16 protein-coding genes and 2 pseudogenes are annotated in these 16,983 nt (G+C 46.4%); 5 read left to right on the top strand and 13 right to left on the bottom strand.

Features of this window, described 5'->3' with window-relative positions; genetic code table 11:
• Nucleotides 1-5: 5 nt before the first annotated feature.
• From ACH97_RS04645 to btr, 4 genes are all read right to left on the bottom strand, one after another.
• A complete protein-coding gene (locus ACH97_RS04645) occupies nucleotides 6-1,025 on the bottom strand; it encodes a FecCD family ABC transporter permease (protein ID WP_020453236.1) in 1,020 nt (339 codons plus the stop codon).
• Entirely contained in the window at nucleotides 1,018-2,022 is a 1,005-nt protein-coding gene (locus ACH97_RS04640) for a FecCD family ABC transporter permease (RefSeq protein WP_020453237.1), read from the bottom strand. The genes ACH97_RS04645 and ACH97_RS04640 overlap by 8 nt, the downstream gene beginning before the upstream one ends.
• Nucleotides 2,023-2,039: 17 nt before the next feature.
• Nucleotides 2,040-2,996 carry an iron-hydroxamate ABC transporter substrate-binding protein gene (locus ACH97_RS04635; protein ID WP_025810652.1) on the bottom strand — a complete coding sequence of 319 codons (957 nt, stop codon included), beginning with the start codon at nucleotides 2,994-2,996 and terminating at the stop codon, nucleotides 2,040-2,042.
• Nucleotides 2,997-3,087: 91 nt separating this feature from the next.
• Nucleotides 3,088-4,683, bottom strand: coding sequence for a bacillibactin transport transcriptional regulator Btr (gene btr, locus ACH97_RS04630; RefSeq protein ID WP_025810651.1), 1,596 nt, complete (start codon nucleotides 4,681-4,683; stop codon nucleotides 3,088-3,090).
• 332 nt (nucleotides 4,684-5,015) lie between these two features.
• Between btr and ACH97_RS04625 the strand changes: the two genes are divergently transcribed.
• Nucleotides 5,016-5,402, top strand: coding sequence for a DUF5362 family protein (locus ACH97_RS04625; RefSeq protein WP_241494241.1), 387 nt, complete (start codon nucleotides 5,016-5,018; stop codon nucleotides 5,400-5,402).
• Nucleotides 5,403-5,447: 45 nt separating this feature from the next.
• On the opposite strand, the pseudogene ACH97_RS23935 reads toward ACH97_RS04625, so the two are convergent.
• Nucleotides 5,448-5,537, bottom strand: a pseudogene (locus ACH97_RS23935) (NAD(P)-dependent oxidoreductase); the annotation flags it as partial.
• 111 nt (nucleotides 5,538-5,648) lie between these two features.
• On the opposite strand from ACH97_RS23935, the gene ACH97_RS04620 reads away from it, so the two are divergent.
• Nucleotides 5,649-6,161, top strand: a complete 513-nt coding sequence (locus tag ACH97_RS04620; protein WP_025810650.1) for a GNAT family N-acetyltransferase — start codon at nucleotides 5,649-5,651, stop codon at nucleotides 6,159-6,161.
• 73 nt (nucleotides 6,162-6,234) lie between these two features.
• Here the strand turns inward: ACH97_RS04620 and ACH97_RS23700 are convergent.
• Both ACH97_RS23700 and ACH97_RS04615 read right to left on the bottom strand, forming a co-directional pair.
• A pseudogene (locus tag ACH97_RS23700) lies at nucleotides 6,235-6,404 on the bottom strand (SOS response-associated peptidase family protein); the annotation flags it as partial.
• A gap of 69 nt (nucleotides 6,405-6,473) precedes the next feature.
• Nucleotides 6,474-6,875 carry an Rrf2 family transcriptional regulator gene (locus ACH97_RS04615; protein WP_020453242.1) on the bottom strand — a complete coding sequence of 134 codons (402 nt, stop codon included), beginning with the start codon at nucleotides 6,873-6,875 and terminating at the stop codon, nucleotides 6,474-6,476.
• Between the two features lie 172 nt (nucleotides 6,876-7,047).
• Here ACH97_RS04615 and ACH97_RS04610 point away from each other — a divergent pair, with 172 nt between their 5' ends.
• Complete coding sequence (locus ACH97_RS04610; protein WP_023857097.1) at nucleotides 7,048-7,431, top strand: GRAM domain-containing protein; 384 nt, start codon at nucleotides 7,048-7,050, stop codon at nucleotides 7,429-7,431.
• 38 nt (nucleotides 7,432-7,469) lie between these two features.
• Here ACH97_RS04610 and ACH97_RS04605 read toward each other — a convergent pair whose 3' ends face one another.
• From ACH97_RS04605 to fdhD, 3 genes are all read right to left on the bottom strand, one after another.
• Nucleotides 7,470-7,949, bottom strand: coding sequence for a hypothetical protein (locus tag ACH97_RS04605; protein WP_023857096.1), 480 nt, complete (start codon nucleotides 7,947-7,949; stop codon nucleotides 7,470-7,472).
• 152 nt (nucleotides 7,950-8,101) lie between these two features.
• A complete protein-coding gene (moaA, locus tag ACH97_RS04600; protein WP_048350588.1) occupies nucleotides 8,102-9,127 on the bottom strand; it encodes a GTP 3',8-cyclase MoaA in 1,026 nt (341 codons plus the stop codon).
• Nucleotides 9,128-9,141: 14 nt separating this feature from the next.
• The gene (fdhD, locus tag ACH97_RS04595) at nucleotides 9,142-9,933 is read right to left on the bottom strand and encodes a formate dehydrogenase accessory sulfurtransferase FdhD (RefSeq protein WP_023857093.1); all 792 of its coding nucleotides are present in this window, start codon (nucleotides 9,931-9,933) and stop codon (nucleotides 9,142-9,144) included.
• A 266-nt stretch (nucleotides 9,934-10,199) separates the two neighbouring features.
• On the opposite strand from fdhD, the gene ACH97_RS04590 reads away from it, so the two are divergent.
• On the top strand, nucleotides 10,200-11,462 hold the full coding sequence (locus ACH97_RS04590; RefSeq protein WP_023857091.1) for an L-lactate MFS transporter: 1,263 nt from the start codon (nucleotides 10,200-10,202) through the stop codon (nucleotides 11,460-11,462).
• Nucleotides 11,463-11,495: 33 nt separating this feature from the next.
• Nucleotides 11,496-13,847 carry an FdhF/YdeP family oxidoreductase gene (locus ACH97_RS04585; RefSeq protein ID WP_057957815.1) on the top strand — a complete coding sequence of 784 codons (2,352 nt, stop codon included), beginning with the start codon at nucleotides 11,496-11,498 and terminating at the stop codon, nucleotides 13,845-13,847.
• Between the two features lie 50 nt (nucleotides 13,848-13,897).
• Here the strand turns inward: ACH97_RS04585 and ACH97_RS04580 are convergent, their stop codons facing one another.
• The 3 genes from ACH97_RS04580 to spoIID all read right to left on the bottom strand — a co-directional run bounded on the left by ACH97_RS04580 (nucleotide 13,898) and on the right by spoIID (nucleotide 16,980).
• Nucleotides 13,898-14,590 carry a VWA domain-containing protein gene (locus ACH97_RS04580; protein WP_023857089.1) on the bottom strand — a complete coding sequence of 231 codons (693 nt, stop codon included), beginning with the start codon at nucleotides 14,588-14,590 and terminating at the stop codon, nucleotides 13,898-13,900.
• A gap of 370 nt (nucleotides 14,591-14,960) precedes the next feature.
• Nucleotides 14,961-15,647, bottom strand: coding sequence for a VWA domain-containing protein (locus tag ACH97_RS04575; RefSeq protein WP_023857087.1), 687 nt, complete (start codon nucleotides 15,645-15,647; stop codon nucleotides 14,961-14,963).
• A 316-nt stretch (nucleotides 15,648-15,963) separates the two neighbouring features.
• Complete coding sequence (gene spoIID, locus ACH97_RS04570) at nucleotides 15,964-16,980, bottom strand: stage II sporulation protein D (RefSeq protein WP_023857085.1); 1,017 nt, start codon at nucleotides 16,978-16,980, stop codon at nucleotides 15,964-15,966.
• Nucleotides 16,981-16,983 lie beyond the last annotated feature (3 nt).

Raw genomic sequence — 16,983 nt, 5'->3', positions numbered from 1 at the left:
ACAGTCTAATGAACCGTCTTTTTTTGTTTAAACAGTAAAAATAAGAAGTAAGGCACACCGAAAATGGCGAGGATGATACCCGCCGGCACTTCGGACGGCTGGAACAGCAGCTTTCCGGCAAAATCGGCACACAATACGAGAAACATCCCGATCAATCCGCTTAACAGCAATGAGTGGCGGTGCAGAACACCGACGAGCCTCCGCGAGATGTGCGGAGCAATCAGGCCGACAAATGCCATGCTTCCGGAGATAGCAACACAGGCGCTGATGATGCCGACACAAGCCGTCAGCAGCACCACTTTTTCAACATTGGCGGATACGCCGAGACTCTTCACCGTATCTTCATGAAAGCGAATGGTATCGAGCAGGCCGGATTTTGTCAGCAGGAATGGGATGAGAAGCAGCAGCCACGGCAGTGCCGCTTGAATATACGTCCAATTCGCCGACCAGATGCTTCCGTTTTTCCAAACCATGGCCATTTCGTGGTCATTCGGATTCATCTTCAATGACAGGTACAGCGAAATAGCGCTGAAACCCGAATTGATCGCGATCCCAACGAGAATAATTCTGCCCGAATCCAAGTTGCCGCCATGCCAGGCAAACATAAAAATGAATATCGCCGCCAAAATGCCCCCGATCAAGCCGAAGAATGGCATCCCCATTGCAGCGAGCAGGCTTGTCGTTTCAGTCTGGCCTTGAAAGATCAGCATGTAGCCGACGATTGCTGCACCCGCACCGGCATTAATCCCCAGGATTCCCGGGTCAGCCAGTCCGTTCCTTGTCATCGCCTGGATAACGGAACCGGCAATGCCGAGCCCAAGACCCACGAGTGCTGCCGTCACAATCCTTGGAAGACGCAGCTCAAAAAGAAGAATGGCGTATTGCTCATTCGGATTGATGTGAAGCAATGTTGATAACAGCTCAGCCGGATGTGCGACAAACGATCCTATTGTTATGCTGAGATAACAGATTGTGAGAATCAGCACAATAAAAACAGCATAGATGACTGCAACCTTTTTAGGCACGCTGCTCCCCTCCTTTTCTTTTGATCAAATAAAGGAAGAAAGGAACGCCGATCACCGAAGTGACGACTTCAATCGGTGTCTCAAACGGATAGTTGAGCAGCCGGCTGAGAAGATCGGCCAGCGTCAAAAAAATGCCGCCGAGAACGCAGGAGCATGGAATCATCCGGCTGTAATCCGCCCCGACGAGAAAACGCGTAATATGCGGTACAATCAGTCCGACAAAAGCAATTTTTCCCGCCATGGCGACGGAGCAGCCTGTCAGAATGACAACCGCTGCCATCGCTGTCCATTTGACGGCCTGCTTTTTCTGGCCGAGGCTTTCGGAAATGTCATCTCCCAATGATAAAGCTGTCACTTTTTTGCTGAGAGAGAGCGCCAGAATGATGCCGATCACAAAAAACGGCACAGCATACTTCAGCAGCTCGGGATTCAATTGATGCAGCCTGGCGCTGTACCAGAAGCTGACGTCCTGGGAAATTTGAAAGTAAATCGACATCGCCGCTGACAGACTGCTGAGCAGCATGCTTGTGACCGTTCCGATGATGGCAAGCTGAACCGGCATAAAACCGTTTGGAATCACCGAGGCGAGGCCGAAGACGAGGCCGGCGCCAACGGCTGATCCGATAAACGAATAGCCCATCATCTCCAGGGAGGTCGAACCCGGAATCACCACCATCAGCAGCGTGATCACAAATGCTGATCCGTCGGAAACGCCCATAATCGACGGAGAAGCTAAATAATTTCGGGTGATACCCTGCATAAGCGCACCGGACACCGCCAGCGCCGCTCCGATTAAAAGAGCGCCGGCAGCGCGCGGAAGGCGGGAATGCCAAATGATTTGATGATCTGTGTTGCCCGGATCAAAATGCAGCAGCGCTGAAAAAATCACTTCGGGCTCAAGCTGTTTTGCACCGTAACATACCGACAGAAAAACGGACAGCAGTATGGCAAACGGAGCAGAAATCATAATGATGCGGGTCATTTGCTTTGAATGCATCGTTCAAGAAACCTTTTCTATTTGTTCTGCGCCAATTTCTCAGCTGCAGCCTTTAAAAATTCAACCTTGCTCCATGCCGTGCCGCCCTGCGCAAGCGGATCTACAGCATTGACAAATACATGGTCATTTTTCACTGCAGAAATGCTTTTCCAAATTGGATTATTCTCTAGATCTTTCAGCGCATTCGGCTTGTCTGCATTCTCATCGTCAGAGAATTGAACAAACATATAGTCCGGATTCATTTCGCTCAGTTTTTCTAAAGAAACCAACTCCTGGGCTTTTGCCGCCTTGACTTCTTTTGGAGCTGTGAAGCCGAGCTCGCCGTATAATGTGGAATTAAAGAATACGTCTTCCGGATAGATAAAGACATTGCCTTGTCTAATTCTGACAACGAGCGCTTTTGTATCTTTGGCCGTTTTCTCAAGCTTTGTTTTTGCTTCCTTAAGGTCTGCTTCATAATCCGAAATAATCTGCTTCGCTTTATCTTCTTTGCCTGTCAGTTCAGCCAGCAGATTTAAATTGTCTTTCCAGTTTGAAGAAACGTGGGAAACAGGAATCGTCGTCGCGATGTTATCCAGTTTTTTCACCACTTTTTCCGGAAATTTCGTTGAAGCCAGGATGACATCCGGTTTAAGCTCAAGAATTTTCTCCAGATTCGGTTCTGTTTTTTCACCGACGGCAACTGCTTTGTCAGTAATGCTCTTGAACAGGTCCGGGAACTTTCCGGAGAAGGAAATGGCACCGGCCGGGTGAACATCCAGAAGCTTGGCATCTTCCATCGATTCCACGCTTCCCGTAATGACGATTTGTTCGGCCGGGGTCTTCACCTTGTATGTATGATCGAGGTACTCGATGCTTTTCTCAGCTGATGCTGAGCTCTTGCCATCGCCGCCCGCCTTTTCTTTGCTGTTCCCGCATCCCGCTGCGCCAAACGCGAGAAGGAGAATAAATAATAAGATTGATAGTTTTCTCATCTGACTGAGACCCCCTGATTTAATTGATAACTATTATCAATTAAAATTATAGGGTTGCCTCTTCGATAACACCATGGATTATATCCGGCAATCAAAATGGATTTTTTCCGGACAGCAGCCGAACCGCCTGGCGAATGATTCGTTCATGGCTGCATGCGGAATATTCCCGCCAAGGATCTGAATTCACCTGATACACCCGGTGATGCCGCACCGCTTTCAAATCCTGCCATGCAGCCGACTGCTGCAGCTCCCGGTAGAATGCCAGCGTCTCGGGCTCTTTAAAAATGAAAATCATGATGATATCCGGCTGATATGCCGCAATCGTTTCGATGGAGACGGACCGGTCAATCGGTTCTTCCAGCGATACAGCAGGTTCAAAGCCAAGGTCGCCGAAAAATACATCTTGAACAGAGCGGTTATGCGCCAGATAAATCTCGTGTTTATGCAGGCGCAAAAACAAAAAACTTCGGCGTCCGCAGATTGGATAAAGCGTTTCTTTTGCGGTTTCGATGAGACGCTGGTAAGACAGCAGCCATTTCTGAGCCTCCGCTTCTTCATCCAAATGGGATGCGGTCAGCATAAAATGCCTCCTCCATTGTTCCTGTGAAGGCAAAAAGAAGACATCGGCGATCGACTGGAGTTGTTTCCGTTCCTCGTGAGACACGCTGTCCATGCTGATAATGAGCTCAGGGGCAGCCGATGACAATGTCCGCAGGTTTTCTTCCCACGGCTCGTGAAAGCGGTAAGCGCTCAGATGAACCGGAATATCTGCCGCGTAATGTTTATAGTAATACGATGTCCACTTCGGATGCAGAGAAGCTGCGTAAGGAATGAGGTGCAGCGGTATCAGCTGACCGATCGTATTCTGGCCGTAGGCCGCCAGTTTCCTGCGCCTTTTTTTCATATAAACGGTCGGGGATAAGCCCGTATGCTTCTTAAATGTCCTGCTGAAATAAAATTCATCCTGATACCCGATTTGGCTTGAGATTTCCCTCAGCTTGTAGCTTGCTTTTGCCATCAGCTGCTTTGCTTTCGTCATCCGCGTCTCAGTGATAAACTCTGTCACGCTTCGACCGTACAGCTTTTTGAACGTTTCGCTGTAGTGCTTCGCGCTGATTCCGGCCATTTGCGCGAGTTGATCAAGCGTCAGGTGTGCATCTGAATGCTCTTCAATATACTCCTTTGTTTTTCCTATGGCTGATGCGGTGTTTTCGGGATGGGTCAGTTTAGCCGAATAGATATCGTACAAAAGCTGCTGCAGGTCTGCTTGGCATTTCAGCTCCTGGAGTGCTGAAGATGCCGGCCATAAGGCGGAAAGTTCCTGAAGGCGGGAGGCCAGATTTCCGACAGAATGGACATTCATCATCTGAAGGTCGGAAAAAACGTCAGGATCGGTGTCTGCTTCAAGTGTCAGGCGGCGGTCGTCATAGCTGTAGGGCTGCAGCCTGATGAGATACCCGCTGATTTCAGCTGACGAAGCTGTGATTCCGAATGTTTCATAAGGCGGAACAATATACAGCGTTTCTTTTTGGAGCGGACTGCCTGATGCCTGTATATCAATTCTCCCTTCACCCTTCAAGTGAAAGATCAAAACAAAAGAGTCTGCCAGCTGCTGTTCATCCGGAAGATCGCCGGGCTTTCTTATATGATCGACTTGCAAGAGACGATAGAAATAAGAAGATTTCATAGAAAAACCGCCTTTCTTAACACCAGTAATATCACAAAAATAAAAATGCCCCTAAAACAATATGGTAAATTGGTTGCGGGGTTCTGGTCCGGCACAAAATACCAGTTTGCAAGGTGCATTTCACATCACTTATAGCAATATGCTTCTTACGATTTACTATAACACAGTCGCTTTTATTGGGGAATAATGTTGTCAGTGCGGTCATTTGCCCAATGTGCACTTTAAAATATAATAAAAAATCAATACTTATCATTTCAATATCTTTTTGCCTGGTGTATAACTATAGAGAAATGACTATATTTAAAGGGAAGGCGTGACTTCTTATTTTGGAAATGACATCCAGCATGAAAAAATCGCTTGATGCGATTGCAAAATGGGGGAAAATAACCGGCGTTTTTATGATTATCGGCGGAGGCATCTATGCCTTCTTCGGAATTTCTTTGCTTATCATCGGAGCCGCTCCAGGTATGCTGATGATTTTTTCGGGGATCTACCTTATAAAATCGGCAAACGCCGCTCAGAAAATGAGTGATGACATGCCGCAAGAACCGCATGAAGCCTTGCTTGACAACTATGTGAAGTTTATGAAATGGCAATTTTTCTTCTTACTATCCATTATTGTGATCTTTATTTTATGCATAGTCGCCTTTTTCTTCCTCATCTTTTTAGGTATTCTTACTGATTTACACAGCGGATATGATCCTTATTATTATGAATGAAAATCAAAAGCCTGTCTCGGGAATTGATCCCAAGACAGGCTTTTATTATTCGGCTTCACCGACAACAGTGAAACGCTCATTGATATGCTCGCCTTTTTCAGCCTCGTCCACCACTGCAATGGCATAGTCTGCATGAAGATACAGGCTGAGCTACTTGCTTTGTGCCAGATTGTTGAATAAGGATCGTCTTTAAAGAGGTCATTGTTGTCTTAATATCGAAATAAAGAGTGATGGGAGGTTCGTTTCATGCATATCACAACAGAAAGGTTATTGATACGTGAATTTGAATTTAAAGATTGGCAAGCTGTATATGAGTATACATCAGATATTAATGTGATGAAGTATATACCGGAAGGCGTTTTTACTGAAGAAGATGCAAAGGCATTTGTAAATAAAAACAAAGGGAATAACGCTGAAAAATTCCCTGTCATACTAATGGATGAAGATTTACTTATAGGCCATATTGTTTTTCATAAGTATTTTGGTGAACATACATATGAGATCGGGTGGGTGTTTAATCGTAAATATCAAAATAAAGGGTATGCTTCTGAAGCAGCAGAAGCTATCTTGAAATATGGATTTAAAGAAATGAACTTACATAGGATTATAGCTACGTGTCAACCTGAGAATATTCCATCATACCGAGTGATGGAGAAGATTGGAATGAGAAGAGAAGGCTTCTTTAAAAAATGCATTCCCAAAGACAATGAATGGTGGGATGAATATTATTACGCTATTTTAAAGGAAGAGTGGAATTGAACGATGTTGAATTGGCGATACAACAAAATATCACCGATTACTTAGAACATAGTAGCTAAGCGAAGGTGATATATTAAGCGATATGCTTCCCTACATCAACATCATATGGCTGCAGCAAGCTTTGTAGATATGCAGTTTTAGGTGAGCCCTCCCTTTTCATTCTCATCAGTAAGGATAACCGGCATACGATCATGAATGTCCACCATAGGCCTCATAAGGCTGTGTTGTGATGATTGTGGATGTGTCATCAATAATATTTCCTTATTTGTAACAAAATAAGTTACATGTTGATGATGAAACATCATCTCTTATTTAAAAGAGATGAGTTAAGACGTCTTTAAGAGACTTGCTGGCCAATTCGTTCTCCATCGCCTGCTGAACGCTGTGAAACGTTTGGTCAAGCGTTGTTTGAATTTGTCTTCCAACCGGACAGTTTGGATTCGGCTTGTCATGAATCGCAAACAATTCCTCTTGCGGCTGAACCGCGCGGTAAATATCCAGCAGAGATATATCTTCAGGATCTCTTTTCAGGGTTGCCCCGGCCACTCCCGGCCGCGACGTCAGAATACCGCCTTTTTTGAGCTGGCTGATCATGCGTCTGATCACAACCGGGTTCGTATTGACGCTCCCGGCGATCATTTCCGAAGATTCCCGCGGGTTTGCAGCGATTAAAGACAAAATATGAATGGCCACTGAAAGACGGGTGTTCACCATAAGTTTTCACCACCGATGTAATTATTATAGTTACAGGATAAGTTTTTTGTCAACTATTATCATATCCTTAATAATCGTAAGAAAAATAAAATTTTTTCAAACCACCCTCATGTCTCACTTTGGAACTTTTTCATAGGATCTTTCGTATTGATTGATGAAAGGAGTGTTTTCAATGAAAGAGATAGCAGAAGGAAAAGCAGCTTTGGATGTCCGGCTTGAGCCGAATGAAGAGATCAGATCTATTATTCTTTGCGCTTATAACGCGAGACTTTCTGCACGTTACACTCCTTACAGAGGCGTGCTTGCGGCCACTGACAGGCGGCTCATGTTTTATTCTTCTCTGTTTGGCGCCCCTTTTCACCTTGACATCCGCTATGATACCATATCCTCGTTCCGCCGCGAAAAAGGGCTGATAACAGGAGGCGATCACCTCGTCGTGATGAACGACGGGGATCGGGAAGCATTTCAATATTTTAGCGGCTGTGATCCTTTGGAAACATTCATCGAATCCGTTCGAAAGCTAAGGAAACTGCCTGAAGACATCATGCATGTCTGAAAAACGCCGGCTTCGGGTTGTGCCCGCAGCCGGCATACTCAATTATTAATCTCGTACTTCTCCCCATATCTCAGCACTTTATAAATTGCCATTCCATCAGAAAGATGATTTTCGGAATATCTCACAGGAATCAAAGCAAAAAATACATAATAGGTTGAAAAATAAACAAACTGGTAGAAAAAAATATTTTCGGGTATGATGTCTTTGATAATCAGCAGATTGACAATAAAAATAGACGCTAAATTAAACAGCGATCCGCCGGCATAAATCATCGCATTCGTAAAACGGTTATCGTATTTCAGATCTCCGTATTTGCAGAAGGAATCCATGAAGTAAACACTTCTGATTTGCACAGGGCCGATTTTCAGCAATTTTTTGCCCATCCCGATTTCAAGCGAAGATTTCCCGCCGAACAACACCGCCATGACGCTGTGGCCCAAGACATGAAGCACCGACACGGCGGGAAAAACGATCAAGAACGACCAGAAGAATTTGACAATATCCTGCAGTCCGAACATTCAATCATCCTTTCTGTTTCAGCCCATGTTTTTTAAAGAATTTCCGCTTTTCCCCCCGTATCAAACCTGTCAATATGCAAATCAAGCCGGCCTCCGAAGCATAAAAAAAACCGCCCATCTTTTCAATGGACGGCTCTCTCCAAGGCGGTCAATTATCCTCCTATATAGGACATTTCAACCTTTTTCCGCGGAGCCGCTTTTGAAAGAGCGCGGTCGAGCGAATATTGGTCATCGCGATTCCGCCAGACGGTGCCGATCGCCTTTACCAGCTCCTGATCGGTCTGCCCGCTTCTGATCAGAGTTCTTAAATCAAACCCGCTCGATGCGAAAAGACATGTGAAAAGCTCGCCTTTCGCCGATAGTCTTGCTCTGTTGCACGTGCTGCAAAAAGCATCGGATACAGAAGAGATAAAACCGATTTCTCCTGAACCGTCCAGATATCCGTACCGTTTGGCGACTTCTCCTTTGTAGTTCGGGTCGATCTGTTCAACCGGCATGTCTTCATTGATGATCCGGATGATATCCGCTTTTGTCACCACTGACTGACGGTTCCATTCATTTGTGTTCCCGACATCCATAAACTCAATAAACCGCAAGATATGGCCTTTTTCTTTAAAATAGCGGGCCATCGGCAAAATATCCTTTTCATTGACCCCTTTTTGGACGACCATGTTGATCTTGACGCCGAGTCCGGCCTCTTTCGCCGCTTCAATTCCGGCCAGCACCTTGCTGACGGAGACGCCTCTGCCGTTGATCGCTTTGAAACGTTCGTCATCCAGGGAATCCAGGCTGACCGTGACCCGTTTCAGCCCCGCTTTTTTCAGCTTGTCAGCGTAAACCGGCAGCAGAACGCCGTTCGTCGTCATCGCAATATCGCGAATCCCTTTGATCTCCGCAAGCTTCCCGACTAATTCCGGCATATCTTTTCTCATCAACGGCTCGCCGCCGGTGAGGCGGATTTTTTCCACCCCGAACTGATGAACAAACAGCTTGGCCAATCGTTCAAGCTCTTCAAAGGACAACAGTTCGCCTTTTGGCAAAAACGGATAATCCTGTCCAAAGATTTCGGCAGGCATGCAATACGTACATCTTAAGTTGCAGCGGTCGGTGACAGAAATTCTTAAATCCCGAAGCGGCCGGCTTTTCTGATCCAAAACTTGTTCACTGTTGTTGTTCACGCCTGTTGCCTCCTTTATGTTAACTGAATTCGCTCGTGATGCGTATATACATTAAATGACCGGTTCCTGGCAAAACCAATCGTCATGATATTCAGCTCCTCTGCCATTTGAATGGCCAGCTCGGTCGGCGCCGACTTGGAAATGACCGCGGAAACCCCGATTTTTGCGGCTTTAAGCAGCACTTCCGAAGAAATTCTGCCGCTGAACACGATCAGCTTGTCGCGCACAGGGACCTGGTGAAGCAGACAATATCCGTACAATTTATCAAGCGCATTATGTCTTCCGATATCAGATCTGACTGCAATCAGCTTGTCAGTGCTGCACAAAGCGGCATTATGAACGCCCCCCGTATGGCGAAAAAGCTTGCTGTTTTTCTGCATGTCGCGCATCAGCGCCAAACAGTTCTCAGGCGTAATGGTTACGCCGTCAATCGCCGTTTTTGCGGTTTTGACGTCCTGCTGGAAATAAAAATGCCGCCCTTTTCCGCAGCAGGAGCCGATCACCCGCTTCGTGTAATCCTTCAGTACCAGCTTTTTTGAGCTGACAAGGTCGACATATGCGAATCCGAGACTTTCATCTATTGTAAACCTTTTAATCTCATTTTTAAATCGGATCACACCTTCAGACGCGAGAAATCCGATCACCAGTTCTTCCAGGCTGTCCGGCGAACAAACAAGCGTGACAAATTCCTCACCGTTCACCATGACAGTCAGGGGGAATTCCGTTGCCATCTGATCTTCTTGCTGTGTCATCTCTCCATTATCATAACGGAAAATTTTTCGGCTTGTTGTGATGTTTTTCCCCATGAATAAACCCCGCCCCTTTGTTTCTTATCATATCTATTACTATACTCGTCTATCATGCCGTTTCACAACCGTCAGGTCAAATTTGGAAGCTTCATCTTGTTGATAGCTTGAAAACATGATATTATTTTTTAAAAGTTCAAAAAATATACACTTTTCAAATAGACTGCCTTTCTTCGCAGCAACCCCGGAAACCGCTTTCAAACAATCGCTCCCCGGCAGCCTTCTGTCTTTATGACAAGCCTTTCTTTTCCACAGGAGGTTCTCGCATGAAAAAAGTGAAAAACAGGTGGCTCATTGCTTTATGTGCTGTAGGTATTCATTTGTCTATCGGGTCTGTATACGCATGGAGCGTCTTTACAAACCCGCTCGCTGAAACCTTCGGCTGGAGCCTCAGCCAGATCAGCCTGACGTTCAGCATCGCTATTTTATTTCTCGGTCTTTCAGCCGCATTTTTGGGGCACTTCGTCGAAAAGCACGGCCCTAAAAAAGCAGGCATGCTCGCCGCTCTTTTCTTCGGAGCTGGCGTGACGTTTTCAGGCTTCGCCGTTCAGATCGGCTCCCTTCCCCTGCTTTATTTGTTTTACGGCGTCTTCGGAGGAATCGGACTCGGCGTCGGCTATATTACGCCCGTATCTTCGCTTGTTAAATGGTTTCCTGACCGCCGCGGCTTGGCTACGGGGCTAGCCATTATGGGATTCGGATTTGCGGCCTTGATCAGCAGCCCGATCATACAGATGCTGATCTCAGCGGTCGGTATAGCCAATACCTTTTTTATTCTCGGCATTTGCTACTTTCTTGTGATGATGCTGTCTTCGCTTTACCTCGCTCCGCCGGAAGACGGCTGGAAGCCTGAAGGATTTTCAACCGAAAAAAACGGAAAGGCGCAAAGCGCCGATATTTCCCAGCTGACGGCAAATGAAGCCATTAAAACGAAACGCTTTTATTATTTATGGCTGATGCTTTTTATTAATGTTACGTGCGGAATCGCCATCATATCCATCGCTTCGCCGCTGGCGCAGGAAAGTGCGGGCATGTCCGCCGCCGCTGCTGCCGCTCTCGTCGGCGTTTTGGGCGCATTTAACGGCTTAGGGCGGATCGGCTGGGCCTCAGCATCTGATTACATCGGCCGGCCGAATACGTATACCGTCTTTTTCGCTGTACAGCTGATCGCCTTTCCGCTTTTGCCGTTTATTTCTGACAAGGCCGTATTCTCTGTTTTGATGGCATTGATCTATACGTGCTATGGAGGCGGGTTTGCCGCAATTCCGGCTTATATCGGGGACTTGTTCGGAACAAAGCAGCTCGGTGCAATTCACGGATACATTTTAACGGCATGGGCGGCGGCAGGACTTGCGGGCCCGATGTTCTCTTCTTGGGTGCGTGATGCAACAGGAAGCTACAGCCAGAGCCTGACGGTTTTCGCAGCACTGTTCGCCATCGGCCTGTTCATTTCGATCTTCATTAGAACCGACATTAAACAGTTGCGAAAAAAAGCGGCGGTTCATGTCTCAAACTCGATAAAAGGATGATCTGGCAGTATCCGCTGGAAAGGAGAGAATGGAATGGGAAAAACAAAGCATGAAGGTCCGATGAAGCTGAATAAAAAACCCGCGCCAAAACTGTGGGCGTCTTGGGCGCCGCTGGGACTCGGAAAGGTAAAGCCAAAGCATATCAGAGATACGATGAAAACGGCGTGGGACAATAAAGACAACCTTTCGTACGCCTACAGAATTTTGACGCAAGGCGTGTGCGACGGCTGTGCGCTCGGTGTATCCGGGCTCCGTGATCAGACGCTCACAGGGCCTCATCTATGCACGACGCGGCTGAACGTCCTCCGCTTAAATACGATGCCTGCGATCGAGGACAAATGGCTGTCCGCCGACATTGAACAGCTGAGAAAGCTGGATAGCACCGAGCTGAGAAAGCTCGGACGTATCCCTTATCCGCTGTCGAGAAAAAAAGGAGAACGGTCGTTTTCGAGAATTTCATGGGACGAAGCACTCAGCCGAATCGCGGACAAAATCAAATCGATTGATAAACGACAGCTCGCCTTTTATTTAACGGCCAGGGGTATTACGAATGAGGTATACTATACAGCCGCAAAAGCGGCTCGGTTTATCGGCACAAACAACATTGACAACGCCTCGCGGATCTGCCACTCGCCAAGCAAAACGGCTTTAAAAAGGTCCCTTGGCATCGGCGCCTCAAGCTGCAGCTACCGAGACTGGATCGGGACGGATGTCCTCGTCTTCTGGGGATCTGTCGCCGCCAATAACCAGCCGGTGTCAACAAAATACATGTATGCCGCCAAAAAAGCGGGAACAAAAATCATTATGATCAACCCGTACCTGGAACCTTCGATGGAGAAATACTGGATTCCATCGATAGCTGAGAGCGCCCTTTTCGGCACCAAAATCACTGATGACGTATACCAAGTCAATATCGGCGGCGACATTGCCTTTATGAACGGGGTAATGAAGCACTGGTTTGAAATGGAACGGGAGGCCCCCGGTTCAAGCATTGACCGCGCTTTTATCGAAGCACACACAAACGGATTCAATGAGCTTAAACAGCATATCGAAAAACAAAATTGGAAGACGCTTGAAGAGTCATCCGGCATATCGAAAGATAGAATGAAAGAATTCGCCATCTTGCTGGCCCGGGCGAAAACCGGCGTTTTCATTTGGAGCATGGGACTCACACAGCACCGTTTTGCGACCGACAACATTTCACAGGTGGCAAATCTCGCCCTTTTACAAGGATTCATCGGCAGAAAGCATTGCGGCCTTATGCCGATCAGAGGGCACAGCGGTGTGCAGGGTTCTGGAGAAATGGGTGCCGATCCTTTCGTCCTGCCAGGCGGTGATTTTGACGAAGAAACTACCGCACGGATCGAGAAGATTTGGGGCTTTCGAATACCGACTTGGCAAGGCGATACGATCGGCCAGACAATCGAAAACATGCTGCTGCCGAACGAAAGCGAAAGAAAAGTAAAAGTGTTTTATACGAGCGGAGGCAACTTTTTGGAAACGATGCCGAACCCCGATTTTATCAAAAAAGCATTACAGGAAGTTGAGATGAGAGTCCATCAGGACATCATCTTCAATACTTCCACCCTTGTCGATGCCAAAGAAGAAGTTATCATTCTCCCCGCAATGACAAGATATGAACAGCCTGGCGGAGGAACCTCGACCAGTACGGAACGGATGGTCTATTTCAGCCCTGAAATTAAAGGACCGCGCATCGGAGAAGCCCGTTCTGAATGGGAAATTTATATGGATCTTGCCAAACGGGTTCGGCCCGCAGACAAAGAACTGATCCATTTTGACGACGCTGCAGAAATCCGTGAAGAAATCGCTGCTGCCAACCGGAATTATGACGGGATTCAGCATTTAAAAAAACGCGGAGATGTCTTTCAATGGGGCGGCGCCTGGCTTTGTGAAGGCGGGATGTGTCCGACGGCAGACGGTAAGGGTAACCTGATCCCCGTCGATCTTCCTGAAAACAGACAAACTGAAGGACGCTTCCTCGTGACGACAAGGAGGGGAAAACAGTTCAACTCGATGATTTATAGTGAAAAAGATCCTTTCAACGCGGCAGATCGCCGGGATGTCATGATCAATCCAAAAGATGCCGAGGAGCTTTATATTCAAGATGGAGAAGCGATCGTTCTATTCAACCGCTACGGAACTTTCCAAGGCCGGGCAAAATATGCCACCGTACAACGCGGAAACACGGCGGTCTACTGGCCGGAAGGAAATGTCCTGATCCCTAAAGGCGTATACGAAAACCATGCCCGTATTCCGGAATACAACACGGCGGTCATGATTGAAAAGGCGGAGATTTTCCATTCAAGAAAAGATCCGCGCTATGCAGAAAAACGAATCGAAGAACTCGAAATGTCGACAGATTAGCTTAACAGAAGGTCGGGACGGCACTGCGGCCGTCCCGCTCTCGTACGGAGTTACTGAGACAGTTTTACGCCTTCTTCTTTCCATACCTTTTTAAAATCAGAAGCTGAGTCGGCTTCAATCAATTTTCCGCCGCCAGCAGCAGCTACTTTTTTAAGCTTAGCTTTTTCTTTCACGGTTTTCACATCAAGTCCAACAATGTTGACGATTGTTTTAATGTTGGATTTGCGCAGATCTTTCGCTGCCTGAACAGGGTCTCCTCCGCATGTTTCTTCACCGTCTGTCACGATGTAAACATAATTCTTACCATCTTTATCGGCAAGATCTTCTTTTACATCATAAAGAGATTTTGCAATCGGAGACCAGCCTGTAGGCTTGATTCCGCTTAAAGCGTTTTCGAACGAGTTGGAAGAAAACGGCTGCAGATCATAGACGGTTTCCGTCGTACCGCAAGATAGTTCTTTTCCGGAGTTTTTATTGTTGCCTTTATGTCCGAACACATTCAGCATAACATTCGCATCGCTTGAAAGCAGGTCAGCAAAGTCGGTTACGGATTCTTTGGCAATATCAAATTTTCTTTCTCCTTCAACCTTTTGTGCCATGCTGCCGCTTGCATCAAGCACAACTGCAACATTGACATCTTTTTTGCTGTTGTCCGCATTTCCGTCTTCAGCCGCGAAAGCAGCAGCCGGAGCCAATGACAAAAGCATGGTGAACGTTGTTAACAGAGTAAACCTTTTTTTCACCTTTCTCACTTTCCTTTCCGCACTTTTTTTCGGACCGAACTTCCGCATGAGATCTAGTCCACCAACATCGTAAAAGAAGGCTTGATAGAAATAAATAGGCCGGATCTCCTTTTCAAATTCACAAATTCTTCATAATCCTTACGATAATCGACCGACACTTCCACTTAAGTCCTACCAAAAAAGTCCGCTAAAAGACCGTTTTCGTCCCAATAAAACAACAGTTACGACAAATTACCCCTCCAAAGGATTCAGCGGGGTTCAACGTTCTGAAACAATAACTTAATATTTGTAAAGTGTTTTACTTGACTTTTGACAATCTTTTCATCAAAAAAGGAAAGCTGCGGAAACATGTCCACAGCTTTTTTCCAGTTTATTTAGAAAGCTCGATTGCTTCCTGAGTGAAAATTCTTTTGATGTCATTTTTGGTTTTTGCTTGGAAATATTCACCGCCGCCAGCTGCTGCGATGCTTGTCAATTGTCCGTGAAAATCTCCTTCATAATCAAAGCCGATTACGTTGACAACCGCATTAGATTTGCGCAGTTCTGTTGCGACTTTTACCGGGTTGCCTCCACATGTTTCCTCACCGTCTGTCAGCAGATAGACGACGTTTTTCCCGTTGTTGTTCTGCTGGTCAAGCGCGTTTTTGGCATCTTGCAGCGCGTTTGCGATCGGTGTCCATCCAGTCGGTCCGATGCCGTTTAATGAATTGCGGAAGCTTTGCTCGTCATACGTTTGGAATCCGTACACTCCTCTGATTGCATTGCAGGATTGTACTTTTCCGGAGTTTTTATTGTTTCCCTCTGAACCGAAAACCCTCATGAGCACGTTTGCATTTTCAAGCTTTGAACCAAAGCTGAACGCCTCATTTTTGGCAAGCTCGTATTTTGAGACTCCGCCGATCTTTTTAGCCATACTGCCGCTTGCATCAAGCATAATCGCGATGTTAGGCGAATCTTCAGCAACTGTTACCTCCTGTTTTTTCTCAGCTGCAAAAGCAGGTGAACCAAGGCTAAGAACCATAGCGGTCAAAATCCCTAATGTCAGCTTCTTCTTCATTTCTCCCTTTCCCCTTTCTGAAATAAAGTCGTTAACACATTAATATCGTAGAAGAACACCAGGGAGAAATAAATAGGGCATGTCTCCTTTTCCTCGTTATTCATTTCAGCATACAACAAGCAGATAAAATAGACTTTATAGCCTGTGAACCCTTATATTGACAAGAGATTCACGGCCTTTTGACGCTGTTCAGCAAGCCCTCCGGCACATGATTCTTGAAATATTTGTATAATATTTTGGCGCACATCAACTTCATGAGAATGCCAAATTTGATGACATTCAAAAAGACGCCGCCAATGAGGCAGACGTCTCTTTATTATTTTTTCGCCATGTATTTATTTAAAAATTCATCAGCATTGGATACGGCTGTTCCTTTGTAATAATACTTGACGATGGCTTCCGCTTTCTTGCCGTCTTTCGCCATATAATGTGCGCCGTATTGGCTCATTCCTACTCCATGTCCAAAACCCCTCGTCGTGACGGTAATCTGATTCCCGTCGCGTTTCCAATCAAAGTCTGCCGATTTGAGGCCGAGCTTTTCACGAATATCTCTTCCCTCAAGCTTCTTTCCATTAATGACGGCAGTCGCTACGCGTTTTCCCGGCGTTCTTTCAGTGATCTTCCCAATGCTGTTTGAGCTGGGCAGCTTCACGCCGAGCTTTTGTTCAAATTCAGTGACAGTAAACGTTTTGTGGTTCAGGAATTTCGGCGACTTTGTATCCCAGGAGCTTTTCACGCTTTGCAGGTACGGAATATCACTTGTCCAATAAGCCCCCGCATTCTCGGTGTACCCGTTGCTCGTCGAGAAAAACGAAGCGTCAATTGGCTTATGGTCATAGGTTAAAATTTTGCCTTGCGTACTGGCGACAGCTTCGGTCACTTTTTTGATTTTCCAATCGTAATCTTTCTTCCACAGCCTGCGGAGCTCTTCTTTGTTTTTATACACCTGGAACATCTGCGTATCATCGACGAGCGAGCCCTTCGGCGATCGGACAGCCTGCTCTGATACCATTTGCCTCACAATATATGTGCGGGCCGCGAGCGCTTGTGCTTTTAAAGCTTCGATATCGAAATCAGCCGGCATTTCCGAAGCAACGACACCAATGACATACTCTTCAAGCGGAATGTCTTCAACTTTCCGGTCAGCCGTTCTGTAGACCGGAATTGAAACGGGAGACTCTTTTAAGGTGACTTTCTTTTTTTCCTCGTGTTGCTGAGCGTGCTTTTCTGTTTTGATTGCCCCCGGTCCCCCGTGAAAAGGGAGGACAAGCAGTGTTGGTATGAGTAAAATCAGCATGCAGATTCCTGCTAGTACAATAAATAGCTGTTTCAAATC

Origin of the sequence: Bacillus paralicheniformis (assembly GCF_001042485.2) — a bacterium.
GTDB lineage: Bacteria > Bacillota > Bacilli > Bacillales > Bacillaceae > Bacillus > Bacillus paralicheniformis.
This window is presented reverse-complemented; position numbering and strand designations above follow the sequence as displayed.